The 25,896-nt window shown below is 61.7% G+C and carries 24 protein-coding genes; 9 read left to right on the top strand and 15 right to left on the bottom strand.

The window, feature by feature from the left end; translation table 11 throughout:
• Nucleotides 1–3: 3 nt before the first annotated feature.
• The 8 genes from FAZ30_RS06880 to def all read right to left on the bottom strand — a co-directional run bounded on the left by FAZ30_RS06880 (nt 4) and on the right by def (nt 8,627).
• Nucleotides 4–759, bottom strand: a complete 756-nt coding sequence (locus FAZ30_RS06880) for a HesA/MoeB/ThiF family protein (RefSeq protein WP_124645152.1) — start codon at nt 757–759, stop codon at nt 4–6.
• 122 nt (nt 760–881) lie between these two features.
• The gene (locus tag FAZ30_RS06875) at nt 882–2,150 is read right to left on the bottom strand and encodes a sigma-54-dependent transcriptional regulator (protein ID WP_059285445.1); all 1,269 of its coding nucleotides are present in this window, start codon (nt 2,148–2,150) and stop codon (nt 882–884) included.
• On the bottom strand, nt 2,150–4,255 hold the full coding sequence (locus tag FAZ30_RS06870) for a sensor histidine kinase (protein WP_124645153.1): 2,106 nt from the start codon (nt 4,253–4,255) through the stop codon (nt 2,150–2,152). Before FAZ30_RS06870 ends, FAZ30_RS06875 begins: the two co-directional genes overlap by 1 nt.
• Nucleotides 4,255–4,809 carry a DUF4390 domain-containing protein gene (locus tag FAZ30_RS06865; protein ID WP_233578629.1) on the bottom strand — a complete coding sequence of 185 codons (555 nt, stop codon included), beginning with the start codon at nt 4,807–4,809 and terminating at the stop codon, nt 4,255–4,257. The genes FAZ30_RS06870 and FAZ30_RS06865 overlap by 1 nt, the downstream gene beginning before the upstream one ends.
• Before the next feature lie 4 nt (nt 4,810–4,813).
• Nucleotides 4,814–6,067 carry a 16S rRNA (cytosine(967)-C(5))-methyltransferase RsmB gene (gene rsmB, locus FAZ30_RS06860; RefSeq protein WP_124645155.1) on the bottom strand — a complete coding sequence of 418 codons (1,254 nt, stop codon included), beginning with the start codon at nt 6,065–6,067 and terminating at the stop codon, nt 4,814–4,816.
• A gap of 163 nt (nt 6,068–6,230) precedes the next feature.
• On the bottom strand, nt 6,231–7,082 hold the full coding sequence (gene htpX / locus FAZ30_RS06855) for a zinc metalloprotease HtpX (RefSeq protein ID WP_124645156.1): 852 nt from the start codon (nt 7,080–7,082) through the stop codon (nt 6,231–6,233).
• Between the two features lie 33 nt (nt 7,083–7,115).
• On the bottom strand, nt 7,116–8,036 hold the full coding sequence (gene fmt / locus FAZ30_RS06850) for a methionyl-tRNA formyltransferase (protein ID WP_124645157.1): 921 nt from the start codon (nt 8,034–8,036) through the stop codon (nt 7,116–7,118).
• A gap of 87 nt (nt 8,037–8,123) precedes the next feature.
• Complete coding sequence (gene def, locus FAZ30_RS06845; RefSeq protein WP_124645158.1) at nt 8,124–8,627, bottom strand: peptide deformylase; 504 nt, start codon at nt 8,625–8,627, stop codon at nt 8,124–8,126.
• 125 nt (nt 8,628–8,752) lie between these two features.
• Here def and FAZ30_RS06840 point away from each other — a divergent pair, with 125 nt between their 5' ends.
• The 5 genes from FAZ30_RS06840 (at nt 8,753) to FAZ30_RS06820 (ending at nt 14,515) form a co-directional block, all read left to right on the top strand.
• Nucleotides 8,753–9,790 carry a LysM peptidoglycan-binding domain-containing protein gene (locus FAZ30_RS06840; protein WP_124645159.1) on the top strand — a complete coding sequence of 346 codons (1,038 nt, stop codon included), beginning with the start codon at nt 8,753–8,755 and terminating at the stop codon, nt 9,788–9,790.
• The gene (gene dprA / locus FAZ30_RS06835; RefSeq protein ID WP_124645160.1) at nt 9,787–10,869 is read left to right on the top strand and encodes a DNA-processing protein DprA; all 1,083 of its coding nucleotides are present in this window, start codon (nt 9,787–9,789) and stop codon (nt 10,867–10,869) included. Before FAZ30_RS06840 ends, dprA begins: the two co-directional genes overlap by 4 nt.
• Before the next feature lie 41 nt (nt 10,870–10,910).
• A complete protein-coding gene (locus tag FAZ30_RS06830; protein WP_059287381.1) occupies nt 10,911–11,369 on the top strand; it encodes a Smg family protein in 459 nt (152 codons plus the stop codon).
• A gap of 170 nt (nt 11,370–11,539) precedes the next feature.
• Entirely contained in the window at nt 11,540–13,837 is a 2,298-nt protein-coding gene (topA, locus tag FAZ30_RS06825) for a type I DNA topoisomerase (RefSeq protein ID WP_124645161.1), read from the top strand.
• 294 nt (nt 13,838–14,131) lie between these two features.
• Nucleotides 14,132–14,515, top strand: a complete 384-nt coding sequence (locus FAZ30_RS06820; RefSeq protein ID WP_137009162.1) for a hypothetical protein — start codon at nt 14,132–14,134, stop codon at nt 14,513–14,515.
• A gap of 36 nt (nt 14,516–14,551) precedes the next feature.
• On the opposite strand, the gene FAZ30_RS06815 is transcribed toward FAZ30_RS06820, so the two are convergent.
• On the bottom strand, nt 14,552–14,923 hold the full coding sequence (locus FAZ30_RS06815; protein ID WP_199731087.1) for a DUF1622 domain-containing protein: 372 nt from the start codon (nt 14,921–14,923) through the stop codon (nt 14,552–14,554).
• 129 nt (nt 14,924–15,052) lie between these two features.
• On the opposite strand from FAZ30_RS06815, the gene FAZ30_RS06810 reads away from it, so the two are divergent.
• Nucleotides 15,053–15,802 (top strand): hypothetical protein, encoded by a 750-nt coding sequence (locus FAZ30_RS06810; protein WP_137009160.1) that lies wholly within the window; start codon nt 15,053–15,055, stop codon nt 15,800–15,802.
• On the opposite strand, the gene FAZ30_RS06805 is transcribed toward FAZ30_RS06810, so the two are convergent.
• From FAZ30_RS06805 to gshA, 4 genes are all read right to left on the bottom strand, one after another.
• Nucleotides 15,799–16,185, bottom strand: coding sequence for a diacylglycerol kinase (locus FAZ30_RS06805; RefSeq protein ID WP_124645165.1), 387 nt, complete (start codon nt 16,183–16,185; stop codon nt 15,799–15,801). The two genes, FAZ30_RS06810 and FAZ30_RS06805, sit on opposite strands and share 4 nt — an antisense overlap.
• A gap of 147 nt (nt 16,186–16,332) precedes the next feature.
• Nucleotides 16,333–17,289 (bottom strand): glutathione synthase, encoded by a 957-nt coding sequence (gshB, locus tag FAZ30_RS06800; protein WP_124645166.1) that lies wholly within the window; start codon nt 17,287–17,289, stop codon nt 16,333–16,335.
• Between the two features lie 57 nt (nt 17,290–17,346).
• Nucleotides 17,347–18,279 carry an XAC2610-related protein gene (locus FAZ30_RS06795; RefSeq protein WP_137009158.1) on the bottom strand — a complete coding sequence of 311 codons (933 nt, stop codon included), beginning with the start codon at nt 18,277–18,279 and terminating at the stop codon, nt 17,347–17,349.
• Between the two features lie 4 nt (nt 18,280–18,283).
• Complete coding sequence (gene gshA / locus FAZ30_RS06790) at nt 18,284–19,567, bottom strand: glutamate--cysteine ligase (RefSeq protein WP_137009156.1); 1,284 nt, start codon at nt 19,565–19,567, stop codon at nt 18,284–18,286.
• Nucleotides 19,568–19,900: 333 nt separating this feature from the next.
• Here gshA and FAZ30_RS06785 point away from each other — a divergent pair, with 333 nt between their 5' ends.
• Complete coding sequence (locus FAZ30_RS06785) at nt 19,901–20,389, top strand: TlpA family protein disulfide reductase (RefSeq protein ID WP_137009154.1); 489 nt, start codon at nt 19,901–19,903, stop codon at nt 20,387–20,389.
• A gap of 79 nt (nt 20,390–20,468) precedes the next feature.
• Here the strand turns inward: FAZ30_RS06785 and FAZ30_RS06780 are convergent, their stop codons facing one another.
• Nucleotides 20,469–22,490: an NADPH-dependent 2,4-dienoyl-CoA reductase gene (locus FAZ30_RS06780; protein WP_137009152.1), complete on the bottom strand. Its 2,022-nt coding sequence runs from the start codon at nt 22,488–22,490 to the stop codon at nt 20,469–20,471.
• A gap of 314 nt (nt 22,491–22,804) precedes the next feature.
• On the opposite strand from FAZ30_RS06780, the gene FAZ30_RS06775 reads away from it, so the two are divergent.
• Both FAZ30_RS06775 and FAZ30_RS06770 read left to right on the top strand, forming a co-directional pair.
• Nucleotides 22,805–24,316, top strand: coding sequence for an amidase (locus FAZ30_RS06775; RefSeq protein ID WP_199731088.1), 1,512 nt, complete (start codon nt 22,805–22,807; stop codon nt 24,314–24,316).
• Between the two features lie 121 nt (nt 24,317–24,437).
• On the top strand, nt 24,438–24,806 hold the full coding sequence (locus FAZ30_RS06770; protein ID WP_124645171.1) for a DUF1294 domain-containing protein: 369 nt from the start codon (nt 24,438–24,440) through the stop codon (nt 24,804–24,806).
• Between the two features lie 11 nt (nt 24,807–24,817).
• Here the strand turns inward: FAZ30_RS06770 and FAZ30_RS06765 are convergent, their stop codons facing one another.
• A complete protein-coding gene (locus tag FAZ30_RS06765) occupies nt 24,818–25,825 on the bottom strand; it encodes an alpha/beta hydrolase (protein ID WP_246043415.1) in 1,008 nt (335 codons plus the stop codon).
• Between the last annotated feature and the right edge of the window lie 71 nt (nt 25,826–25,896).

Genomic DNA, 25,896 nt, shown 5'->3' with positions numbered 1-25,896 from the left:
ACATCAGCCGCCCGCACACACCGGACAGGCCGGATCGCGGCCAAATTTCATCTGGCGGAACTCCCCGCTCAGCGCATCGTACAGAGTCAGTCGCCCCAGCACCGCTTGTCGCCCGGCCAGCAACTTGACCGCCTCCACCGCCTGCATGCTGCCAATCACCCCCACCAGCGGGGACAGCACGCCGAAGGTGGCACAAGGGCCATCCGACGCCTCGCCCTCCTCGGCAAACAGACAGTGATAACAGGGCGAGCCCGCCACGCGCGGGTCGAACACCGCCAGTTGGCCGGCAAAGCGTACCGCAGCTCCCGAGACCAAGGGCACACCGGCCGCCACACTGGCACGGTTAACCGCATGGCGCGTGGCGAAATTGTCGGAACAGTCCAGCAACAGATCGTGCTGTCGCGCTTCTTCCAGCAGACGGTCTGCGCTTAAGCGCTCGGCCAGCGCACGCACCTGAATATCCGGGTTCAGCCCCAGCATGCGGGCACGAGCGGACTCTGCCTTGTTCACCCCCAGCGCCGCCATATCATGTACCACCTGGCGCTGCAGATTGCTCAACTCCACCTGATCATCATCGGCCAGCGTGATCTGACCGACACCCGCACTGGCCAGATACAGCGCCACCGGCGAACCCAGCCCACCAGCACCGATCACCAGCACACGGGACGCAGCCAGCCGCTGCTGGCCTTCGATATCGATTTCCGGCAACAGGATGTGTCGGCTATAGCGCAGCAGGGCTGCATCATTCAGATCTGTCATGGAGTGCAAGCTTAGTGGAAATCAGGGGGACTGCGCCATAGTGCAGACTAGCTAGCCGGCAAAACAAAACGCCAGCACAAGGCCGGCGTTTTATCAGGCTACAGACAGGCTACAGACAGGGCTTACTCTTCTACCACCTTGCGGGCAAACTTGATACCCAGCTGCTTGAGCTTGCGGTACAAGTGGGTCCGTTCCAGCCCCACTTTCTGTGCCACACGGCTCATATTGCCGTTTTCCAGCGAGATGTGGTACTCGAAGTAACGCCGCTCCAGCTGCTCGCGCAATTCGCGTAGCGGCATGTTGAAATCGAAACCCGACTCTTCCACCGGCTTTTCATGGCGGAACTGCGCCAGCACCTTGTTGACTTCCGGTGCGTCGACATCATCGGATTCCGAGGTCAGCGCCAGGCTCTTGATGATGCTGCGCAGCTGCTCCAGATTACCCGGCCAGTCATACTGGCGCAGCGCATTCAGCGCTGCCGTGGTCAGCTTCTTGTTGGGAACCTGCCGCGACTCCACCAGCTCGATCAGGATCTGCTCGGCGATGAAGATGATGTCCTCTGCATGCTCGCGCAGCGGCGGAATCGGCACAATCACGCTCGACAATGCCGTGAGCAGGCGATTATCGCACTCCGGATCAACCAGCAATTCCTGCAGCGGCCGGCTGCAGGAGCACAGCAGGCGCACATTGAAGCGGTCCAGCTTGGACAGCAGGAACAGCAAACCTTGTTGCACACGACGGTTGTACTGGCCGATTTCTGGCAGGAACAACACACCGTTATTGGCTTTCTGCAGCAATTCCAGCGGCGCATCCGCCAGTTGTTCCGGCTTGGCCGGCGTCACCCAGGGCGTATTGCCCTGATGGAAAAAACGTGCCACCAGTTCGAAACCGGACCCTGGTTCGCCAGTCAGCAACACCGGTGATTTGACCTTGGCCACCCGTTCCAGCTGGCGTTTCAGTTCCTGAATCGGTTCGCTGCGTCCCAGCTTGTCCAGATTCAAGGAGGTATTGGCCTGCATATCGCCATACTTCAGCGCGCGCTGCACCGTGGTGAGCAGCTTTTGCAGGGCAATCGGCTTTTCCAGGAAATCGAAGGCGCCGATGCGGGTCGCCTCCACTGCGGTATCGATGCTGGCATGGCCAGACATCATGACTACCGGCATGTTGAGCTGGCCGGACTTGGCCCATTCCTTGAGCAGGGTAACCCCGTCGCAGTCTGGCATCCAGATGTCCAGCAGCACCAGCGCGGGACGCGTCTGGTTGCGCAGCTGTCTGGCTACCTCGGCGTTTTCCGCCAGGGCAACCGTGTATCCCTCATCCTGCAGGATCTCCGAGAGCAGTTCACGTATTCCGATCTCGTCATCAACAATCAATATATCGCTGCTACGCATTAGGCCTCCAGCAATGGCAGGGTGAGAAGAATTCGCGCGCCTTGCTGCTCGCCATTCCCCAATATGACCTGGCCATGGTGTTCCTCCGCTATTTTCTTCACCACCGCCAGTCCCAGCCCCGTTCCCTTGGGCTTGCTGGTCACATAGGGCTCGAACGCGCGTGGCAGGAGCTCGGCAGGAAAGCCCGAACCATTGTCCTGCACGCAGACGGTCGCGTTTCTTCCTTCTTGTCGGCTGCTAATGTGAATCATCGGGATGTCAACGTCAAGGACCGCATCCTGTGCGTTCTGCATCAGGTTGTGCAATACCTGCCGCAGCAGTGCGGCATCCCCCATGATCATCAGCGGCCTGTCTTCCAGTTCAATCTTAACAGCCGGATTGGATTCGTACAGCGTGGCAACCTCCCGTACTACCTGATTGAGATCAAGTTCACTGAGTTTGATGCGTGGTGCGCGCGCATAATCGCGAAACGCATCCACCATATTCTTCAGCGCCGCCACCTGCTTGATGATGGTGTCGGTAGAGCGTTTGAGCATGTCGGCATCTGCCGCCTCCAGTTTGGCGGTCAACTTCATCGCCAAACGCTCGGCCGACAACTGGATAGGGGTGAGCGGATTGCGGATTTCATGCGCCAGCCGCTTGGCCACCTCGCCCCAGGCCGCATCGCGCTGCGCCCGTCCCAGCTCGGTTATATCATCGAACACCACAACATAACCGCTTCCGGAGCGTTCCGGCAAGCGGGCACCGCGCACCAGCAAGCTGCGCGCACCCTGACCGGTGACATAATCCAGCTGGGTTTGCCATTCTTCTTCCAGCTTGTTCTCGCCGTGCTGCAGCATGGTATCCACCAGCGGAATCAGTGCGGGGACCAGCGTTGACCACTGCTTGACCGGATAGGCGACCAGCTCGGCAAAGTCCACCCCCAGGATGCGGCCGGCACTGGTATTGGCGGCACGCAGCTGCCAGCCTTCGTCCAGTGCAATGACACCGGCGGACAGATTGGCCAGTATGCTTTCGAGATAAAGCTTGCCGCTCTCCAGTGCCCGCTGGTTCTGGTTGGCGGTCTGGCGTGCCTCTTCCAGCTGCTGGGTCATGCGGTTGAACAGGGTGGTGAGCATGCCCAGTTCGTCGCGGCGATAGACCGGGTGACGCTTGGAAAAGTCACCCTGGGCCACGGCACGGGTGCCTGCGGCCAGTTCGGACAGCGGTGCGGACAGTCGCTCGGACAGGAACAAGGCAAAAGCCAGGGCCGAAGTCAGCGCCAGCAGGCAGGCCAGCGCCAGGGTCAGCATGTAGAAGGTTTTCAGGCCATCGCGCGACAGCAGCAACTGGTGGTATTCGGCGCGGGCAGTTTCAATCTGCTCGGCATCATGGGCAATGGTCTGCGGTGCGGTCTGCACCACCTGCAACACGCGCCAGTCGCCGTCCAGCGTGCGATACGGCAGCAGCACCTTGAGCGTCAGGCCACCCGTCTCATTTTCGATGCTCTTGCTGCCCTGGCGCAGCTTGAGGCCACGCAAGGTATCGCGGGCGGGCTGCTGCGGCAGCTGGTGGGTATTATTGCTGGCAAAATTCAGCAGCTGCCCCGACTTGTTGAAAATGGCCAGCTCGCGCAAGCCCAGCTGTTCGCGCAGCCGTTCCAGCCGCGAAGGCAACATGCTGCCAGGCAGGCCGTCGATATCATCCAGCACCACGCGGCTTTTGCGGGCGACGTCTTCCAGCACATAGTTGAGTGCGCCCTTGCCCAGCTCCAGGCCACGGTCCAGCGCCGACTCCACCCGGACATCGAACCAGCTTTCAATGCTGCGCGTCAGGAATTGGGCCGAGATGGTAAACACCAGCAAGCCCGGCACCAGCGCCACCACGGCAAACATCATCACCAGGCGCTGGGTCAGCTTGGCCCCGAACACGCGGCCCTTGACCCGCTGGCGCAGGCGCAGCAGCTGGCGGCCCACCACGCCGAGCAGGCCGAGCAGCAACAGGCTGTTCAGGCCAAACACCCACCAGTAGTACTCGGCCAGCTTGGAGGCATTGCCGGTGGCTACCGCCAGCAGGTAAAGCATGATGGCGCCGAACGTTGCCAGAGCAATGGCTGCGTAACGCATCAGCTGCCATCTTTCATGCTGATGGCCGTCCAGTTGGAAGACAGACTCCACTCCCCCGAGCCCAGGGCATTGATCTGGAATGGCTTGGGCAGCTCACTGATGTCCAGCACCAGCCGCACCCGGCCAGCGACACTGCCGGCGCTGCGCGGATCGAGCGCACCGCTTTGCAAGACGCGCCAGTCCTGAATCGAGCCGAGCGCGCCCATGGCTTCAGCCAGGGTGCGGTAATAATTGGAAAAACTGCCGATGGTAATGCGGTAACGACTGGTCAGTGGCTGGTAGGACAGCTTGAAAGCCAGGCTGGCATGCGGCTCGAACCATTCTTTCAGGTTGAGATAGTAAGCGGTACTGCGCGGCCGGGTGAGTTCGAATTCCAGCCGGAAAGTCAGGACCACGCCCTGCCCCAGGGCATCGCTCAGGCCACTGGACAGTTTGGTCTGAAAGCGGGTACTGAGCGACAGCTGGCCATCCTGGGTCAGCTCGGCATCGGCGCGGCGCGCAAGAATGCCATCGGCCTGCGCCGTGTTGACGGCACAGACCAGTAGCCATAACACCAGGCTAATGTTTCGCAAGCAGCGCGTAATAGAAACCGTCATGACGCTCACAGGGCAACAGTTGTTGCTGATTCAGGCATTCGGCATCGGAATGACGCGCCAGGAATGCGGCCAGCTGCTGCTGATTTTCTTCCGGAAAAATCGAGCACGTAGCGTAAAGCATTTTGCCCCCGGAGGCGAGTAGCCCCCATAGCGTGTCAACCATCACTGCCTGCTGGCGCGCCAGCGCGGCAAAATCGCCGGGGCGACGCAGCCACTTGATGTCCGGATGACGGCGCACCACCCCAGATGCCGAGCAGGGCACGTCGGCCAGAATGCGGTCAAACGGCTGGCCATCCCACCAGTCGGCGCTGCGGCCGGCATCCGCGGCCTGCAGGCTGGCACTCAGCCCGCAGCGCTGCAGATTGTCGGCCACCCGCTCCAGTCGCTGGGCATCGATGTCCAGCGCAGTCAGTTGCAGATCGGCCAGCTCCAGCATATGGCAGGTTTTGCCGCCGGGAGCGGCACAGGCATCCAGTACCCGCTGTCCGGGCTGCAAGTCGAGCAGCACGGCAGCCTGCTGCGCGCCCCAGTCCTGTACCGAGACCACGCCTTCGGCAAAACCCGGCAGTTCACGCACATTGACCGGCTTTTCCAGCTGGATGCCGCAGATATCATCCAACGCGCTTGCGGCCATGCCCAAAGCTTCCAGCTGCGCCAGGTAGCCGGCCACCGTACTCTTGCGCGCATTGACACGCAGCGTCATCGGCGGATGGCTGTTATTCCACTCCAGCACCGAAGACCATTGCTGCGGATAAGCCTGCTGCACAGCCTTGATCCACCAGCGCGGATGATTGGTGGCTGCTTCCAGATCCTTGTCCGCCAGGCGCAGCATTTCTTCGCGCTGACGCAGGAAATTGCGCAACACGCCGTTGACCAGGGCTTTGAATTTGCCGCGCGCCAAGCGCTCGGACAGTTTGACCGCCTCGTTGACGATGGCGTAATCGGCGGCACGGGTATACACCAGCTGATAAAGCGCTACCAGCAGCACCCGTTCCAGCTGTGGTTCCGGCAGGGCTTTGGGGACCAGCCGCCGCAGCCAGAAGCGCAGACGCGCCAGCTGGCGCAGGCTGCCGTAGCAGATGTCCTGCAAGGCGGCGCGCTCTTGCGGCGTCAGTTCACTGCCCTGGCGCTGGGCTTGGGCCAGGGCCTCGGTCAGGGTATGGCCGGATTCCACCTGGCCCAGCACGTCGGCGGCCAGTTGCTGTATGCGATGCATGTCAAAACCTTAAATGGCAAACGGCGAGGACTGCGTTCTCGCCGTTGATAACGGCCGGCTCGCATCTGGCGGCACCGGCCCGTGGGTCTCTGCCCGCGCCGGAAACCAAGCAGTCTTGCTTGATCCGGCGGCAACAGATCCTTGCTAGAGGCGCATGATACGTTCAGCCCACGCCGCGCGCCATAGCATGCAAGCGGGCAATGCGCTCCTCGGTATGCGGATGGGTGCGGAACAGCTCGCCCATGCTCAGACCGGAGAGCGGGTTGATGATCATCATCTGCGCGGTTTCCGGGTGCGCCTGCGCCGTGGGCATGGCAATACCTTGAGCGTAGTACTCGATCTTCTGCAGCGCTGCAGCCAATGCCAGCGGATCAGCAGAAATCTCGGCACCGCCACGGTCGGCTTCAAATTCGCGCGCCCGGGAAATGGCCATCTGGATGACGCTGGCGGCCAGCGGGGCCAGCAGCGCCACCAGGATGCCGGCCAGCGGATTGACCGGTCGGCCGTTTTCGTCCCGCCCGCCAAAGAACATGGCGAAGCTGGCCAGTGCCGACACCGCGCCGGCCATGGTGGCCGACAGGGTGGAGATCAGCGTGTCACGGTGGCGCACGTGGGCCAGTTCGTGCGCCATCACGCCACGCAGTTCGCGGTAGTCCAGCATGCGCATGATGCCGCTGGTAGCTGCCACGGCGGCGTGTTCCGGGTCGCGCCCGGTGGCAAAGGCATTGGGCTGGTCTTCATGGATGACGTAGACCCGGGGCATGGGCAGGCCAGCACGCTGCGCCAGCTCGGCCACCATCCCGTAAAATTCAGGAGCGGTGCGGGCATCCACTTCCTGCGCGTTGTACATGCGCAACACCATCTGGTCGGAATTCCAGTAGGCAAACAGATTCATCCCGCCAGCAAACAGCAAGGCCAGCAACAGGCCGCTCTTGCCGCCCACCATGGCACCGATGATGCCGAGGAAGGCCACGAAGGCGGCCATCAGCATGGCCGTCTTGATCAGATTATTCACGCTAGCCTCCTTTGCTCTGGCCTGTTGTGACGCTCAGCCGCCCAGACGGGTTCCCGCCAGCGCGGCACGGCCGGCAGCAAAATCACGCGCACTCAGGCGCTTGCCACCCGCTGCTTGCAACTGGCTGAGTACCACCAGCCCGTCCCCACTGCCCACCACCACGCCCTCGGCATCGGCACACAGCACGACTCCGGCTTCGCCCTGGCCGACAATGGCATGGGCAAACCACAGTTTGAGCGGCTCGCCGTCCAGCTTGGTAAACGCGCCCGGAGCCGGGTTGTAGGCCCGAATGGCACGGGCAATGGTGTCGGCCGGCAGCGACCAGTCCACCTCGGCCTCAGCCTTGGTCAGCTTGTGGGCGTAGTTCACGCCCTCTTCCGGCTGCGGCTGTGCCTGCAGGCTGTCCAGTTGCGCCAGCGTGCTGACAATGGCTTCGGCACCACATACGGCCAGCTTGTCGTGCAGGCTGGCGGCGGTGTCATCGGCAGCAATGGCCAGCGGATGGATGGACAGCATGTCACCGGTATCCAGCCCCACATCCATCTGCATGATGGTGATGCCGGTTTCGCTGTCGCCGGCCAGGATGGCGCGCTGTATCGGCGCGGCACCACGCCAGCGCGGCAACAGTGAGGCGTGGATATTGAGGCAGCCGCGCGGCGGGATGTCCAGCACCGCCTTGGGCAGCAGCAGGCCATAGGCGGCCACCACCATCAGCTCTGCGCCGATATCCTGCAGCATGGCCTGGGCTTCTGCCGTCTTGAGGGAAACCGGCTGCTCCACCCGCAAGCCATGTTCCAGTGCGACCTGCTTCACCGGGCTGGGCTTGAGTTTCATGCCACGCCCCGCCGGGCGGTCCGGCTGGGTCAGCACCAGGGCAATTTCATGCCCGGCAGCCAACAGGGCTTTGAGCGCTGCGGCGGCGAATTCCGGCGTACCGGCAAAAATCAGTTTCATCGTGAACCTGAAAAAACAAGAGACAGGGCTGACCGTGTCTCGGGTGTGGGATAAGCAGGCCGGCCGCTGTCACGACCGGCCACGGGCTTACATATTCTGCTTTTCGCGCTTTTTCATCTTGGTGCGAATCCGGCCCTGCTTGAGCTCGGACAGGTATTCAACGAATACCTTGCCATCCAGATGGTCGATTTCGTGCTGGATGCAGATGGCCAGCAAGCCGTCGGCCTCCAGCTCGAACACCTTGCCGGTGGCATCCTGGGCACGCACCTTGACGCGTTCGGCACGGGTCACCTTGTCGTAGATGCCGGGTACCGACAGGCAGCCCTCTTCGTACACGGTTTCGCCTTCTTTTTCGGTAATGACCGGATTGATGAAGACGCGACGCTCGTTATGTTCTTCGGAAATGTCCATCACCACCAGCCGCTGGTGGTAGTCCACCTGGGTCGCGGCCAGGCCGATGCCCTTGGCCTCGTACATGGTGTCAAACATATTGTCGATATGGGTCTGCAGGGCAGCGTCAAAAGTCTCGACCGGCGTGGCCACGGTATGCAGACGCGCATCCGGATAATGCAGAATGTTCAGCAGCGCCATCGGTTTTCTTGCTCCAAGTTGTCGTAATGCCATCAGCACGTCGATAATAGACGGGTCTGACGCATGCTCGTTTGTCAAAGGAGCGCTCGCGGGCGCTCGTTACACTCAATATTGGGGCACTTTTCATGCGTAAAAGTATTATATCGCTTGCTTTGGCTCTGGGACTGGCTCTCCCGGCATTTTCCGACACGCTCACCATCAAGCCCGGCGCACCTGAGCGCTATACCGTGAGCAAGGGCGATACCTTGTGGGGCATTTCGGGTCGCTACCTCAAGAGCCCATGGAAATGGCCCAGCTTGTGGCAGATGAACAAGCGCGACATCAAAAACCCGCACTGGATCTACCCCGGCGACGTACTGGTACTGAGCTATGTCAACGGCCAGCCGCGGCTGTCGCTGGAAAAAGGTGGCCAGGGCGAACTCCGGCTGTCACCGCAAATACGCATGTCCGACGTGGGCAAGGCGATTCCCAGCATTCCGGCCAAGGCCATCGAGCCCTTCCTCAGCCGTCCGCTGGTGGTCAATGAAGAAGAATTCAGCCTGGCACCCAGGCTGATTGCCGGACCGGAACAACGGCTGGCCTTCGGCACCGGCGACCGCGTCTATGCCAATGGCGTCGGCGAAGTGGGCAACTGGCAGGCCTACCGCGCCGGCAAGGCACTGATCGACCCCGACACCAAGGAAAACCTCGGCTACGAAGTGATGTACGGTGGCGACGTGGTGGTGGACAAGCTGGGTGAGGATGTACAAAGCATGCACATCACCAGCGTGGCTGGTGAAATCCTGGTGGGCGACCGCCTGATCAAAGCTCCGAAAGACCAGTTTGTCAGCTACGTACCGCACAGCCCGGACAGCGACATCCGCGGCCAGATCATCTCGATCTACGATGGCGTGGATGGCGCCGCACAGTATTCCAATATAGTGATCAACCGGGGCCGGCGCGAACAGGTCGAAGCCGGCGACGTGCTCAGCATCTACAAGAACGGCAAGCCGGTTTCCATCATCACTGCCGACGGTCAGAAAAAGTCGGTCATGCTGCCAGGCCAGACCATCGGCAAGATTTTCATCTACCGGGTGTTTGACAAGGTGTCGTACGGGCTGGTGCTGGAAAGCACCGACGCGGCCAGCGTCGGTGATGTCGTGGCCGCACCGGAAAGCGAATGAGCGAGTCCTCCGGCGACTGGCTGCTGCTGGCACTGACACCGGGCATTGGCCCGGCCGGCTTTCTCAAGCTGATCGCCAGCTTTGGTTCGGCCAGCCATGCCGTGGCTGCCGGGCAGTCACAAACCACGCCGCTGATCGGCCAGCAGGCGGCCATGGCCCTGCGCGAGCGGGTGGCGCAGCCGGACGTTGACGCCGCGCTGGCCTGGGCCGAAGGCGAGCAGTGCAGCCTGCTCAGCCTGCAGGATGACGACTATCCACAAGCGCTGGCAGAAACCGCATCGCCACCGCCGCTGCTGTTTGCTCGCGGTCGTCGGGAATTACTGCAACAGCCCATGCTGGCCATGGTGGGCAGCCGCAGCGCCACGCCGCCGGGCAAGCAGATCGCCAGCGACTTTGCCCAGCGTCTGGCTGAGCACGGCTACACCATCGTCAGCGGACTGGCCAGCGGCATCGACGCCGCGGCACACCAGGGTGCGCTGGCCGCGGCAGGCTCCACCATCGCGGTGATCGGCACCGGCATCGATCGGGTATATCCCGCCAGCAACCGTGCACTGGCACACCAGATTGGCAGTGCCGGGCTGATCCTGTCTGAATTCCCGCTGGGTGCCGGTCCGCTGGCCGGCCACTTCCCGCGCCGCAACCGCATCATTGCCGGCCTTTCCCGCGGCTGCCTGGTGGTGGAGGCCAATATCAACTCCGGCTCGCTGATTACCGCCAGGCTCGCGGCCGAAAGCGGGCGCGAAGTCATGGCCGTGCCTGGCTCGATCAACAATCCGCAGGCACGTGGCTGCCACCGGTTGCTGAAGGATGGCGCCCGGCTGGTGGAGTCGGTGGAAGACGTGCTGGAAGAAGTGGGCCGGCTGAGCCGCAGCGCGCCGGCAGCCCCTGTTCGCGCAGCAGATCCGGCACCGGCGGCAGAGCAGATTCTCACCCTGATGGGCTTCGACCCGGTCAGCAGCGAGTGGCTGGCGCAGCAACTCGGGTTGACGCAAGGGGAGGTTTACGCGATGCTGCTCGAGCTGGAGCTTGCCGGCAAGCTCACCAGCCTGCCTGGCGGGCAGGTCCAGCGACTGGTCTGATTCAGACTGGATTCTGTAGCAGCTCATTTGAAGAAGACCTGATGTTTGACGTTCTCACTTATTTGTTCGAGCAATACCGTGACCCGGATGCCTTTGGTGACCGCGGCACACTGATGCGCCAGTTGGAAGCCGCCGGCTTCGAAGACGAGGAAATCAACGACGCGCTGGACTGGCTGGACAATGTCGCCAATATGGTGGAAGGCCTGTATGCCAGCGCGGACGACGCCTCGGGCATGCGCATTTATGCCGATGCCGAGCAGGAACGCCTGCCAACCGAGGTGCGCGGCCTGATCCAGTTTCTGGAAGACCACGGCGCGCTGTCGCCCTCGCAGCGCGAAATGGTGATTGACCGCCTGTTTGAATTGCCGGACGACGATATCAATGTCGGCTCGGCCAAACTGGTGGCACTGATGGTGTTGTGGGCGCAAAAGGCAGAACTGCCCATCCTGCTGGGCGAAGAATTGCTGGACGCCATTCATGGCGAACCCACCATGCAATGACTTGTCAGCGCCGGTGCGACGGGCTTAACATCCCGCCTCGCCTGACGAGACTGCACGGAATTTTGCACAAGAGCGCCACACGCGCTCTTGTTTTATTTGCGCACTTGCTTTATTTGATAGATAGAACCGCTATCAGCCGGAGCTCCTCCGGTACACACTGAAACGAAAACATGCCCTCCAGCCTCTTGATCGTTGAGTCGCCATCCAAGGCAAAAACGCTGAAGAAATACCTGGGACCGGACTTCGAAGTCCTGGCTTCCTACGGTCACGTGCGCGATCTGGTACCGAAAAACGGTGCGGTAGACCCGGAAAAGGGGTTTGCCATGAAGTACCAGCTGATCGCCCGCAACAGCAAACATGTAGACGCCATCGTCAAGGCGGTGGCCGAGGTGGACCATGTCTACCTGGCCACTGACCCGGACCGCGAAGGTGAAGCCATTTCCTGGCATCTGGTGCAGATCCTCAACAGCAAAAAGCTGTTGAAGGGCAAAACCGCCCAGCGCGTGGTGTTCCACGAAATCACCAAGAACGCGGTACTGGAAGCCATCGGCAACCCGCGCGAAGTCGCCCAGGATCTGGTCGATGCCCAACAGGCACGCCGCGCCCTGGATTATCTGGTGGGTTTCAATCTGTCGCCGCTGCTGTGGAAGAAAATCCGCCGCGGCCTGTCGGCAGGTCGGGTACAAAGCCCGGCACTGCGCCTGATCTGCGAACGCGAGAACGAGATCAAGGCCTTTGTGCAGCAGGAATACTGGTCGGTGCATCTGGACAGCCACAAGGGCAGAACCAAGTTCTCGGCCAAGCTGACCACACTGGCCGGCCAGAAGCTGGATCAGTTCGCCATTCCGGGTGATGCCGAACACGCCGACATCCTGGCGCGTCTGCAAAACCAGCCAGCCACGGTCACCACCATCGAGAAGAAAAAGAAATCGCGCAGCCCGGCTGCCCCTTTCACGACCTCGACGCTGCAACAGGAAGCCGTACGCAAGCTGGGCATGACCACCGACCGCACCATGCGGACCGCGCAGCAGCTGTATGAAGGTATCGACATCGGCCAGGGCACGGTCGGTCTGATCACCTATATGCGTACCGACTCGGTGGCACTGGCCAATGAAGCCGTGGAAGAAATCCGCAGCTATATCAGTGACACCTTCAACAACGACTTTCTGCCCAAGAACGCCGTTGCCTACAAGAACAAGTCCAAGAATGCCCAGGAGGCGCATGAGGCGATTCGCCCCACCTCCATCCTGCGCACACCGGACTCGGTCAAGCCCTTCCTGACCACCGACCAGTTCAAGCTGTACGACATGGTGTGGAAGCGTACCCTGGCCTGCCAGATGGCACCGGCCAAGTTCGACACCACCAGCGTGGACATCACCATGGGCGAGGGCATCTTCCGTGCCAGCGGCCAGGTGCAGACCTTTGCCGGCTTCCTCGCCGTGTACGAGGAAGACGTGGATGATGCCGAGGACGAAGACAACGCCAAGCTGCCGCTACTGGAAGAAGGCGACAGCCTGCCGGTGGACAAGCTGTATGGCGAGCAGCACTTCACCCAGCCGCCGCCGCGCTTCTCCGAAGCCAGTCTGGTGAAGGCGCTGGAAGAATTCGGCATCGGCCGTCCTTCCACCTACGCCAGCATCATCTCCACGCTGAAAGACCGCGAATACGTCATCCTCGACAAGAAGCGCTTCCAGCCCACCGACACCGGCGACATCGTCAACAAATTCCTGACTGAGCATTTCAGTCAGTACGTGGACTACAACTTCACCGCCAAGCTGGAAAACCAGCTGGATGATATCGCCAGTGGCCAGCGTGAGTGGGTGCCGGTGATGGACAGCTTCTGGAAGGGTTTTTCCAAGCAGCTGGCGGAAAAGGAGAGCATTTCCCGCGCCGAAGTCACCACCGAAAGCCTGGACGAAGCCTGCCCGAAATGCAGCAAGCCCTTGTCCATCAAGTTTGGTAAGCGCGGCCGCTTCATCGCCTGCACCGGCTACCCGGACTGCGACTACACCCGCAATATGGGTGAAACCGCCGAACAGGCCGCCGAAGAAGCCGAAGCACCGACGGTGATCGAAGGCCGGGTCTGCCCGGACTGCGGCGGCGAACTGCACATCAAGAAGGGTCGTTACGGCAAGTTCATCGGTTGCGCCAATTACCCCAAGTGCAAACACATCGAGCCGCTGGAAAAACCACGCGACACCGGTGTGGAATGCCCGGAATGCAAGACCGGCCACCTGATTGAGCGCAAGAGCCGCTACGGCAAGCTGTTCTACAGCTGCAATACCTATCCCAAGTGCAAGTACGCTACCTGGAATCCGCCGGTAGCTGAGCCCTGCCCCAAGTGCAACTGGCCTATCCTCACCATCAAGACCACCAAGCGTCGCGGTACCGAGAAAGTCTGCCCGCAGAAGGAATGTGGCTACAGTGAGGTGATTGCACCGCCGGAAGCCAAGCCGGCAGAAGAGTAAAGCGCGGACCGCTGCAGCACACCATGACGCCACCTTCGGGTGGCGTTGTTTTTTTGGCCATGCAGTGAAAACCCGGCGACAGCGAGAGCTAGACCATTATCATTAGTAATTGACTGATTCTATTAATCAATTTAGGAAAAATCGCCATATAATCCGGAAATCAGGCTAAACCGTCAGCAGCTAACACGCCACAAGGCTCCTGCGACGTGCCACCGCGTCCCCAGACAACACGCCGCCTCCAGCCAGGCGGCGTTTGCCATTTGCAGGCCACAAGCCCAGGCAATGAACCCGCTCATGAAAACACACAGCAGCTTCTTTTTTACCGGCTCCACCATTCTCACCCTGTTCGGCCTGCTCAGCGGCCACTGGCTGATGCTGCCGCTTGCCTTCCTGCTAGCCTTCTGCGGCATGGTGGCCGCCGACCGCGAACAACTGGCCGACATGGACGTGCAAACGGCGGCCATGCTGCTGGTGCTGCCCAGCCAGCACCCCCTGCTGCCGCTCGACCACTTCCATGGCAATGACTTGCTGTTTTATCAGGCCGGCAGCCCGGTCTACCGGATACTGCAAGCCAACGGGGCCAGCTGGGAGCTAGTGGGGGAATATGGCAAGGTCGAAGATGTCAGCGGCTGCATCCGCGTCTACCCTGGCTACCTGTACCGACGCCAGGCACGCTGAGACCTGAACGCCGGCAGTGCTGCCAGCACAGAGCCGTCAGCTCTGCGGTGGCTGATCGGCCTGCTCGGTATCGCGAATTTCCTGGGCGAGGAAAAAATTGAGCGCCGTACGCAGTACGGCAATGGCCGCCAGCTTGCCGATCTGGTCCCAGCTGGGCGCCACCGCGGTAGACAGGATGTCCGCCGCCAGCTGCAATTCCAGCGCCAGCGCCAGAAAACGGGCAAAGCTCAGCCGCACCGCGTTGTATTGCATCATCCCCGGCTGGAAGCAGCGCTGCAGGTAACGCACGCCAGCAAACAGCACACCCACGCCTATCACCAGCGCACCACAGGCTTCGACCGCCAGTTTCAGCCACAGCACCAGATTGAGCACCAGTTCTTCCACGCCAGAATCTGCCGGTGACAGCATATGCATCCTCTCGATTGACATGACAGGGGCCAACCAGCATACACGCAAGCACGCCAGCAGGCAGCCCGACAAGGCGAGCCATGCCATTCACATGCTATGCTGAGCCGGCTGTTGTTACCGGTCCACTGCATGCTGCTGCTCAAACTGACCCTGATCCCCACCTTGTTGTACTTGCTGTCGCTGGTGGCACGTTACCGCGGCCCCGGCTTCGCCGGCTGGCTGTCCGGCCTGCCCATCGTCGCCGGCCCCATTCTGTGGCTGCTGGCGCACGAGCAGGGCAAGGCCTTTGCTGCCATGGCCGCCATGCAAGCCATCGCCGCCATTGCGGCATCCGAAGTGTTCAACCTGATCTATGCCCGCACCGCCAGTCGCCAACACTGGCCAGTGGCGCTGGTTGCGGCCCTGAGTGGCTGGCTGCTGGCCGCGCTGCTATTGCAGCAACTGACGCCCTCGCTCCTGCTGGCGTTGGGTATCGCGGCACTCAGCGTCAGTGGCAATTACGTCTTGCTGCCACGGCCACCCAAACCAGCGCTGGACAGCAGCAGCCCCGACCGGCTGTGGCTGCGCATGCTGGCCGCTGCCGTGCTGACGCTGGGGGTGAGTACAGCCGCGCACCGACTGGGGCCAGCCTGGAGCGGCGTATTGGCGGTATTTCCACTGCTGGGGGTGGTGATGGCGGTATCGATGCAGCAGGCACAGGGGCCTGCTGCGGTGCAGACGCTATTGCGTGGCATGCTGCTGGGACGCTTTTCCTTTGCTGCATTCTGCCTGACGCTGGTACTGCTGCTGCCACGACTGGAAAGCCATAGCGCCTTCCTGCTGGCCAGCCTGCTGTCGCTGCTGGCGCAGTCTCTGTCGCGCTGCGGCTTGCGGCGTTAGCGCCCGAACAACACCAGCAGCCATACCGCTGCCAGATTGATCAAACCCAGCAGCTGGGCGGCGCTGCCCATGTCCTTGGCACGCTTGGCCAGCGGGTGGCGCTCCAGCGAGGTGTGATCGACCGCGGCTTCGATGGCGGAATTGAGCAATTCGATGATGAGGGTGGCCAGCGAGCTGGCCACCAGCATGGCCCGTGCCAGCGGACTGGCCGGCACCAGGAACAGCGCACAGGGAATCAGGATGCAGGCCAGCAAGGCCAGCTGGCGAAAGGCATCCTCGTGACGGCAGGCCGCCTTGATGCCGTCCAGCGAGTAACCGAAGGCGTTGATCAGCCGGCGGACGCCGGTCTTGCCCTTGAACGGGCTTTCCTCATGCTTGCTCATGTCAGATCCAGTGATTGCGCGGATGGCGGGTGGCATTGTGCCGGCCCGGCGAGCGGCATGTTAAGCGCTACCGGCCAGCCGGGCAAGCGAGCCAGCCCCTGCCAGCGGCGATGTTGCCGCCGGCAGATGACAGGCTGATGGCAAGGCTTAATGTGCGGTGGCGCGTTCCAGTGCATCGATGTACAGGCCGGCGACATTGATATCGGTCTGGTCCATGATTTCGCGGAAGCAGGTGGGGCTGGTGACATTCACTTCGGTCAGGTAATTGCCGATGACATCCAGCCCGGCCAGCAGGATGCCGCGCTTTTTCAGCTCCGGGCCGACCGCTTCGGCGATTTCCCGGTCGCGCGCGCTCAGCGGGCGGGCTTCGCCACGGCCACCAGCCGCCAGATTGCCACGGGTTTCGCCCGCCGCCGGAATGCGCGCCAGGCAGTAGTCCACCGGCACGCCGTCAATCACCAGCACGCGCTTGTCGCCATCACGGATTTCCGGGATATAGCGCTGCGCCATGATGGTGCGCTTGCCGCGCAGGGTAATGGTTTCCAGAATCACCGACAGATTGGGGTCGTTTGGCGTCACCCGGAAAATGCTGTCACCGCCCATGCTGTCCAGCGGCTTGAGAATCACGTCCAGATGCTGGCGGATAAAGGCCTTCAGCCGTGGTGTTTCACCGGTGATCATGGTGGGGGCCGTCAGCTCCGGGAAATTGAGGATGGCCAGCTTTTCGTTGAAGTCACGCAGCGCCTGGCCGCTGGTAAATACCTTGACGCCCTGTGCCTCGGCCAGCGTGAACAGCTGCGAGGCGTACAGGTATTCCATGTCGAACGGCGGGTCCTTGCGCATCACCACCGCATTGAAAGCGGTCAACGGCTGGCGGTGTACATCGTCCAGCTTGTACCAGGCCGGATGGTCACCCTTGCGCTCGTCGGTGACAGTCAGACCACGGGCATCCACCAGCAGGCGGCCGCCTTCCACCGACAGCTGGTGCGCCTGGGCATAGCTGATGGCATGGCCGCGTCGCGCCGCCTCTTCCATCATGGCAAAGGTGGTGTCCTTGTAAATCTTGAACTGTTCCAGCGGGTCGGCGATGAACAGGATACGCATAGTGCTCTCCAGGGTTTCGCCAGCACGCACTGGCGGGCCGGCTGACGGCCATCGGATTCATTGATGATAGTAGGCATCCAGCGCATAGCGCCGGGTAGATGTTTTCCAGCGGCCGTTGACCAGGGTTTCGCGGGTCACCCGCACCTGTTTGCCTGCCGGGTCCTGCGCGTCTTCAATCAGCCGCTCCACCGCCTGCAGGCGGTGGCGGGCATCAAACTGGTAGTGGGTGGTTTCGTGGTAACAGCAGCCACTTTTGGCAAAGGTGCTCAGCCGCTTGTGTTTGGCATCCACCTGGAACATGCCCAGCGTTTCGGCGGTCAGCGTCGATAATTCATCGCTCAATACAAACTGCTTGCTGGTGCTGTCGTAGAGATACACGCTATAGGTGGGGCCGCCATAGGGGCCGTCATTGCCGTTCTGTACGGCGAAATCGGCATGGCCATCAAAGTCGAAGTCAGCCACATTGATCACGCCCTGAAAATCATACAGCCGCGCCGAATTGACCAGCGGCTTACCATCGTCGCCACGCGCCATATACACATTGTCCAGCCGCAGCTGCTGCAGCTGGCGCTGGCTGCGCTTGTCGATGATGTTGATCAGCGCCGGGCCTTCGGCCGCCCAGTCGCGTTCGCCCCAGTTGATCAAGCTGATATCAAAGCGATAGGCCGGCGCGGCATTGTCGATGCGCTGACGGATCAGCGTTGCACCCTGCAATTGCTCCAGCCGCTGCTGATAACGGCTTTGCAGGCAGGCAACATCGGCCTTGCACTCGGCGCGCGGTCCGGCCAGCCACTGGCGCTGATTGTCCTGCAGCAGGCCTTGCTGATTGTGCTGTCGATAGGCAGCGGCCAATTGCTCGTCCAGCGCCGATAGCGCCGGCTGGCTGCAAATGGCCTGCTCGGTAGCACTCGCCGCCTTGCTGCAGTCAAAGCTGGCTGCTGTTGCCAGCATGGGCAACAGCAGTAGCAACAGGCCGCGCAGCTGCTTCATGGCCTCAGTCGCGCTCGGGGTCGGTGTTTTCCAGCTCCAGCGCGGCTGCCAGCAGCGCCAGGCGGGCAATCACGCCGTAGGCATAGAAGCGGTTGGGCGCACAGTCCGGCGAGCCATGCTTGTCCGGCAGGCAGGGGGTTTCAAACGACAGCGGCACAAACTGCATGCCCGGTGCGTTGAGGTTTTCGTCAATGCCACGGCCGGTATGCACGCGGTAGAAACCACCGGTGACGAAACGGTCCATCATGTACACCACCGGTTCGGCCACGGCGTCTTCTACCGTTTCGAAGGTGTAGACCCCTTCCTGCACGATGACTTCGGAGACTTCCAGCCCTTCTTTCACCACCGACATCTTGTTACGCGCCTTGCGATTGAGGCCGATGACTTCTTCCGGGCTCTTCACGCTCATCACGCCCATGCCATAGGTGCCGGCATCGGCCTTGACGATGACAAAGGGGTCGTTCTTGATGCCGTATTCACGGTATTTGGCGGCGATCTTGTCCAGCGTGCTGGCCACGGATTCGGCCAGTGCATCCTCGCCCTGGCGGGCATGGAAATCCAGCCCGTTACAGTTGACGAAGTAGGGGTTGATCATCCACGGGTCGATGGAAATCAGCTGCGCGAACTGATCGGCCACCTGGTCGTAGGCAGTGAAGTGGTTGCTCTTGCGGCGCACGGCCCAGCCGGCATGCAGCGGCGGCAGCAGATTCTGCTCCAGATCCTTGAGGATATCGGGGATGCCACCGGACAAGTCGTTGTTGAGCAGTACCACGCAGGGGTTGAAACCGTCGGCCAGCTTCAGGCGGTTGCCCTGGCGCAGGATGGGTTCCAGTTTGACGATGTCGCCGCCGGCGCTGGTCAGCTCAGTGACTTCGGTGATTTCCGGGTTCAACGTGCCCAGCCGTACCTTGAGGCCGGCCTGCTCGAAAATGTGTACCAGTGTGGCCACATTCTGCAGATAGAAGGTATTGCGGGTGTGGTTTTCCGGAATCAGCAAGATGCTGCGCGCTTCCGGACAGACCTTTTCCACGGCAGCCTGCGCCGCCTGGATGGACAAGGGCAGGAAATCCGGATTGAGATTGTTGTGTCCGCCGGGAAACAAATTCATGTCCACCGGGGCCAGCTTGAAACCGCTGTTGCGCAAGTCGACCGAGCCGTAAAACGGTGCGGCGTGGTTATGCCACTGACTGCGGAACCAGTGCTCGATGTGGGGCTGGGCGGTAAGAATGCGACTTTCCAGTTCCAGCAGGGGGCCGGTCAGTGCAGTGGACAGATGTGGGACGGTCATGGGTTCCCCTAGACGGTGGATGACTTGCTGCGAATTGATCTATGGTGGGGGTTGGAGCCAGGGAATTCAAGCCTTCAGGATGAAGGAATGCTTCAGCTCATCCTGTTTGGCATAATGCCACACTGGCCAGCCTGGCTCGGCCGCATCGACCCTGCAGGATGAAGCGCGTATCGTTGCCATGCAAGTACCCTGCCGGCGCAATATGCCAGCAGCGACCGGGGCAACAGGCCGCATTTTGCCCGCCAGACATGAAACTTGGCCGCAGGCCGCTGCTCCAAAACCATCCGGGTGAAATTCCCCTTACCACTTGCCACTCTTCACGATGGAGGCCACATGAGCCCGACCACCCTGCGCGCCAGCCTGCTGGCCGCCCTGCTCTGCCTGCTGCCACTGAGCACGCTGGCCGCCCCCACGCTGGCGCAAACCCGCTTCACCGACCAGACCGGCAATTCCGTCTCGCTACGTGCTTACCAAGGCAAAGTGGTGCTGGTGAATTTCTGGGCGACCTGGTGCGGCCCCTGCCGCGAAGAAATGCCCATGCTCAATGCCCTGCGCGAACGACTGGCCCCCAAAGGGGTGGAGGTTGTGGGCATTGCGCTGGACAACAAGACGGAAACCTACAACTTCGCCCGCCAGCTGAAAATCAGCTACCCCATCGTACTGGGCGACAGCGATACGCTGAGCCTGCTGCGCACGCTGGGCAACCCGGCCGGTGCCCTGCCCTACAGCATTATCCTGGATCGCAATGGCAAGCAGGTGGGCAGCCTGCTGGGGCGGCTGAACGAGAAGAATCTGGAAGACACGCTACGCCACTTTCTGTAAGCACACTACATAGCAGCAAGCAAAATCCCCGCAGCAGCTGGCGGGGATTTTTCATGATGAGGACCGGAGCACAGCCTGATCAGATGGCTGCCGCCAGGGTGGCCCCCTGATTGATGGCGCGCTTGGCATCCAGCTCGGCCGCCACATCGGCACCGCCGATCAGGTGCACGGTCTTGCCGGCATCCAGCAAGGGCTGCTGCAGTTCGCGCAGCGGATCCTGCCCGGCACAGATGATGACGTTATCCACCGGCAGCACCTGCAGCTCGTCCTTGATGCTGACATGCAGGCCGGCATCGTCGATCTTGTGGTAGCTGACGCCGGACAGCATCTTCACCTTTTTCATCTGCAGGCTGGCGCGATGAATCCAGCCGGTGGTCTTGCCCAAGCCATCACCCACCTTGCTTTGCTTGCGCTGCAAGAGATACACCTCGCGCGGGCTGGCATGTGGCTGCGGGCCTTGCGGGCTGAGGCCGCCAGGCTGTTCCACACTCATATCCACCCCCCACTCGCGCATGAAAGCGGCCACGTCCAGCGAAGTCGACTTGCCCTCATGGGTGAGGAATTCGGCAGCATCAAAACCGATGCCACCCGCACCGATGATGGCCACGCGCTTGCCCACCGGCTTGCCGTGCTTGAGCACGTCCAGGTAATTCAGCACCTTGGGATGATCGATGCCGTCGATCTGCGGCAGGCGCGGTGCGATGCCGGTGGCCAGCACCACTTCATCGAAGTCTTTCAGCATGGCAGCATCAGCGCGGGTGTTCAGCCGCAGCGTGACACCGGTGGTGTCGATGCGCCGTGCGAAGTAACGCAGGGTTTCGAAAAACTCTTCCTTGCCGGGAATCTTCTTCGCCACATTGAACTGGCCGCCGATTTCGCTGGCGGAATCGAACAGCGTGACCAGATGGCCGCGCTCGGCGGCAATGGTGGCAAACGCCAGCCCGGCCGGGCCGGCCCCGACCACCGCCAGCTTCTTGGCCTGGGTCACCGGGGTGTAATTGAGTTCGGTTTCGCGGCAGGCACGCGGATTCACCAGACAGCTGGTGAGCTTGCCCTGGAAGATATGGTCCAGACAGGCCTGATTACAGCCAATACAGGTATTGATTTCAGCGGCCTTGCCGGCAGCCGCCTTGTTGACAAAATCAGGGTCGGCCAGGAAGGGGCGCGCCATCGACACCATGTCGGCACAGCCGCTGGCCAGGATGTCTTCGGCCACTTCCGGGGTGTTGATGCGGTTGGTGGTGATCAGCGGAATGTTCACCTTGCCCATCAGCTTTTTGGTCACCCAGGCAAAGCCGCCACGCGGCACCATGGTGGCGATGGTGGGGACACGCGCTTCGTGCCAGCCGATACCGGTATTGATGATGGTGGCACCGGCGCGCTCGATCTCTTGCGCCAGCTGCACCACCTCGTCCCAGCTGCTGCCGTCCTGCACCAGGTCCAGCATGGACAGGCGATAGATGATGATGAAATCGCTGCCCACCGCGGCGCGTACCGCCTTGACGGTTTCAATGGCAAAGCGGATGCGGTTGGCAAAGCTGCCACCCCAGTCATCGGTACGCTTGTTGGTGGCACGGGCGATGAACTGGTTGATCAGATAGCCTTCCGAGCCCATCACCTCCACGCCGTCATAGCCGGCCTGCTGCGCCAGGCCGGCACAACGGGCGAAGTCGGCAATGGTCTGCCACACCTCGGCATCAGACAGCTCGCGCGGACGGTAGAAATTGATGGGCGCGATCAATGGCGAGGCCGACACGCATTTTTCCTGAAAGCTGTAGCGGCCGGAGTGCAGAATCTGCAGCGCAATCTTGCCGCCCGCCGCATGCACGGCGTCAGTCACCTTGCGGTGGTCCGGCACATGTTGCTCATCGGCCAGCATGGAGGCCCCCTCGGCCACACAGCCCTCGGCATTCGGCCCCACGCCGCCAGTCACGATCAGGCCGACGCCGCCACGGGCGCGCTCGGCATAAAAAGCCGCCATCTTGTCGAAGCCACCAGGCGCTTCTTCCAGCCCGGTGTGCATGGAGCCCATCAAGACGCGGTTTTTCAGCGTGGTAAAGCCCAGATCCAGCGGGGAGAGCAAATGCGGATAAGCAGTCATGTTTCGTCCTCGTCGACGTGGCGAGCAGGCGCTCGCCCTGATTATGGTTCAGCAGCCGGTCATTAGCCGGCATGGCATGGATTATTGTCGCTCGACAATACTTACTAGTAAGTAAGCTGTCAATTAACACGCAAGTACGCGTGTCGCAGCGCCGACCGCAAGGTCAGTCATCCATGACTGTTATACCCATGGTCTTGGCGGCACCATGCAACTGTTGGCTGTTTCTTGCATGGCAGCGGTTCAGCCTCTAGCACCATGCACTTAGCTACCGGCACGCCCAGAGCATTGCGCCTGCCCTCTCCCGGAGAAGTCCCATGCCAGACAAGCTAGCTGCCTCCGCCCTGCTGGACATGAGCAGGCTGACCGCCACCACCGCCCTGCAACAGCTACAGGATGGCCGCTTGACCACTTCGGCGCTGGTCGATGCCTGCCAGCAGCGCATTGACCAGTACAACCCCATGCTCAATGCGCTGATTACCCTCAACCGGGAGCCGGCACGCCAAGCAGCATCTGCCATGGATACGTACCGGGAGCGGGGTATGCGCTTGCCGCCGCTGCAGGGGCTGCCGGTCAGCATCAAGGATAGCTTCTGTACCCGTGATCTGCGCACCACCGCCAGTTTCCGGCCCTTGCAACACTATCAGCCCACGGCAGATGCCACCGTGGTAGCTCGATTGCGTGCCGCCGGTGCCATTCTGATGGGCAAAAGCAATCTGCCCGAACTGGCTGGAGCACCGCATTGCTGGAGCCCGCTATTCGGCCTCACACACAATCCGTGGGACTTGGCGCGGACACCCGGCGGCAGCTCCGGCGGGGCGGCTGCTGCCATTGCCGCCGGCTTTTCTCTGCTGGAAATCGGCAGTGATCTTGCCGGCTCCATCCGTATCCCTGCCGCTTACTGCGGCATTGCCGGGCTCAAAGCAAGCGAGGGCCGCATCCCTCGCACCGGACATATTCCTCACCTGCCGGCTCATCTGGGCAAAACCGGCCGCAGTGTGTGGCACATGCTGTCGATGGGAGTACTGGCGCGCAGCGTGGCCGACTTGCAGTTGGGCTATCGCCTGATTGCTGGTCCAGATGGCATGGATTCGACTGTTATTCCATTTACCCCGGCCGCGCTAACGCCAGACATCGCGCCGCCGACAGGACTCAGCCTTGCACTGTGGGATGATTTCGCCACGCCGTGCAGCCCGGCGATTGAGGCTGGGTTACATGCGGTGGAAACAAGGCTCCGGTCTGCCGGCCTGCACGTGGTGCGTTGCGCGCCAGCCGACTTCGATCTCCATACCGCTTGGGAAACATTCGGCCTATTGGCCGGCAGTGAGGTCGGCCTTGGCCTGCCCGGTTGGCAAGCCAAGCTGGGCAGCTGGCTACGACATGTCCTGCCAACCAGACATGCGATTTCCCACAGTCTCAGCAGGGGACTGGCGCTGGATCTGCACCTCTACAACCAGGCGCTGAACCAGCGCGAGCAACTGATCAGCGCGCTGGAAAACTTCCTGGATCAGTGGGATGCCGTGCTCTGCCCAGTAGCGCCGGTCCAGCCCTATCCCGGTCAGGCCATGCCACCGCACCGGCCTCCACCCAGAGTCAGGGTTGGCAGCAGCATGCTGCCTTATCTGGAAGCAACGCTGTCCATGACGGTTCCGTTCTCGGTCACCGGCAACCCGGTCGTGGTGCTGCCCAGCGGCTGCATCGATAGCCTGCCCTTCGGCGTGCAACTGATAGGCAAGCGCTGGCAAGACGATGCCTTGCTGCATGTCGCAGCCCAGTTGGAAAAAGTATTGGGTGGCTTTGTTGCACCACCCTGGTTATCTGCATCATGAGCCCTACCCTGCATGGTGCTCACCATCAGCAGCGCAGGCTGCTGGTCCAGCAGTAGGCGATGCTCCCTGCTTGGCGTGCGCTGGCAGGCTGCTTACACTGTGTTTTTTGCTCGGAAGCACCATGTCCCTACCCCGCCCACTCGCCAATCTGCTTGCCCTGCCGCCCTTGCTGGCGGCCGGTAGCTTTGCACTCACCCACAGTCTGTTCTGGCCGCTGTTGTTTTACCTCGGCATGAGTGTGCTGACCTTTGCCGTGTATGGCTGGGACAAGCGCCAGGCTATTCACCATGGTCGCCGCACGCCGGAAAAACTATTGCATTGGCTGGAGCTGCTGGGCGGCTGGCCGGGTGGTTTGCTGGGGCAACACTGGCTGCAGCACAAGTCGAGCAAGCGCAGCTACCAGCTGACATTCTGGCTGATCGTGCTGCTGCACTGGCTGGCCTGGGGCGGCTGGATAGCCTGGCTGTGGCATGTCGCCCACCCCGTCTGAAACCAGCTGCGTTAGCGCTTGATCACCCGGTCCAGCCACACCTGCATATTCTGTACGACCTCGGCGCGATTGCTCTCGTTGAGCATTTCGTGACGACCGCCCGGATAGACGTGGCTGTGGATGTCGATCAGCCCGGCATCGCGGTAACGGATTTCCAGCTGCCCCAGCGCCAGCCGGCCATGGCTGACCGGATCGCGGCTACCGGCCAGCAGATACACCGGACAATGCCGTGGCAAGCGCCCTGCGGCGGCGGCCTCTCCTTGCTCCAGCGCGATGATGCCGCCGAACAGGTCTACCCATAAGCCGGGAGTGGGATCAAAGCCGCACAGCGGATCAGCAATATAGGCATCCACCTGCGTACGATCGCGTGACAGCCAGTCCATGCTGGTGCGTGCGGGAATAAAAGCCAGATTGAAGCTGCCAAACACCAGCCTTGCCATGAAACGGCTGGGTGCATTCATGCCGCCCAAGCGTCCTGCCAGCCTGGCCACGGCACGCAGCACACGTGCCAGCGGGCGCTGGCGATAGCCGGTGGCGGACAACAGCAAGCCCGACAATTTGTCACCGTACTGCAGGAAATAACTGCGCGCGATAAAGGACCCCATGCTGTGGCCGAACAGCAGCAAGGGCTGGTCCGGATGCTGCGCCGCTGCGTGCCGGCGCACGCATTCCACATCGCCTACCACCTTGTCCCAGCCATGCTCGGCGGCAAACCAGCCCTGATGGGCGGCATGCGGGCCATGGCCGCGATGGTCATGGGCGTAGACCGCAATGCCTTGTGCCGCCAGTAGCTGTGCCACCGGCTGATAACGGGCGGCATATTCGCTCATGCCGTGGGCGATCAGCAGCACGGCGCGTAGCGCCTGCCCGGTGGGTGGCAGCCAGCGGCAGCCATGAATGCGGTGGCCATCGGCCGCCAGCAGATCGAAATGCTCCATGTTTTCCTCGCAGAAATAAGGCGTCTGGCTTGCCGGCGCGGTATAGCCGGGTGCCAGACTGCCGGGGTGTGGGGACTGCACCGCCGCCGCGCCCCATTGGCGGCATCAGTTAGCAGAAAACATGATTTTGCCGTGGCTGGCAACCGCCATGC

Source organism: Aquitalea aquatilis (genome assembly GCF_005155025.1).
Taxonomy (GTDB): Bacteria; Pseudomonadota; Gammaproteobacteria; order Burkholderiales; family Chromobacteriaceae; genus Aquitalea; species Aquitalea aquatilis.
The sequence above is the reverse complement of the archived record's forward strand: the minus strand, read 5'-3'. Positions and strand labels throughout refer to the sequence as shown.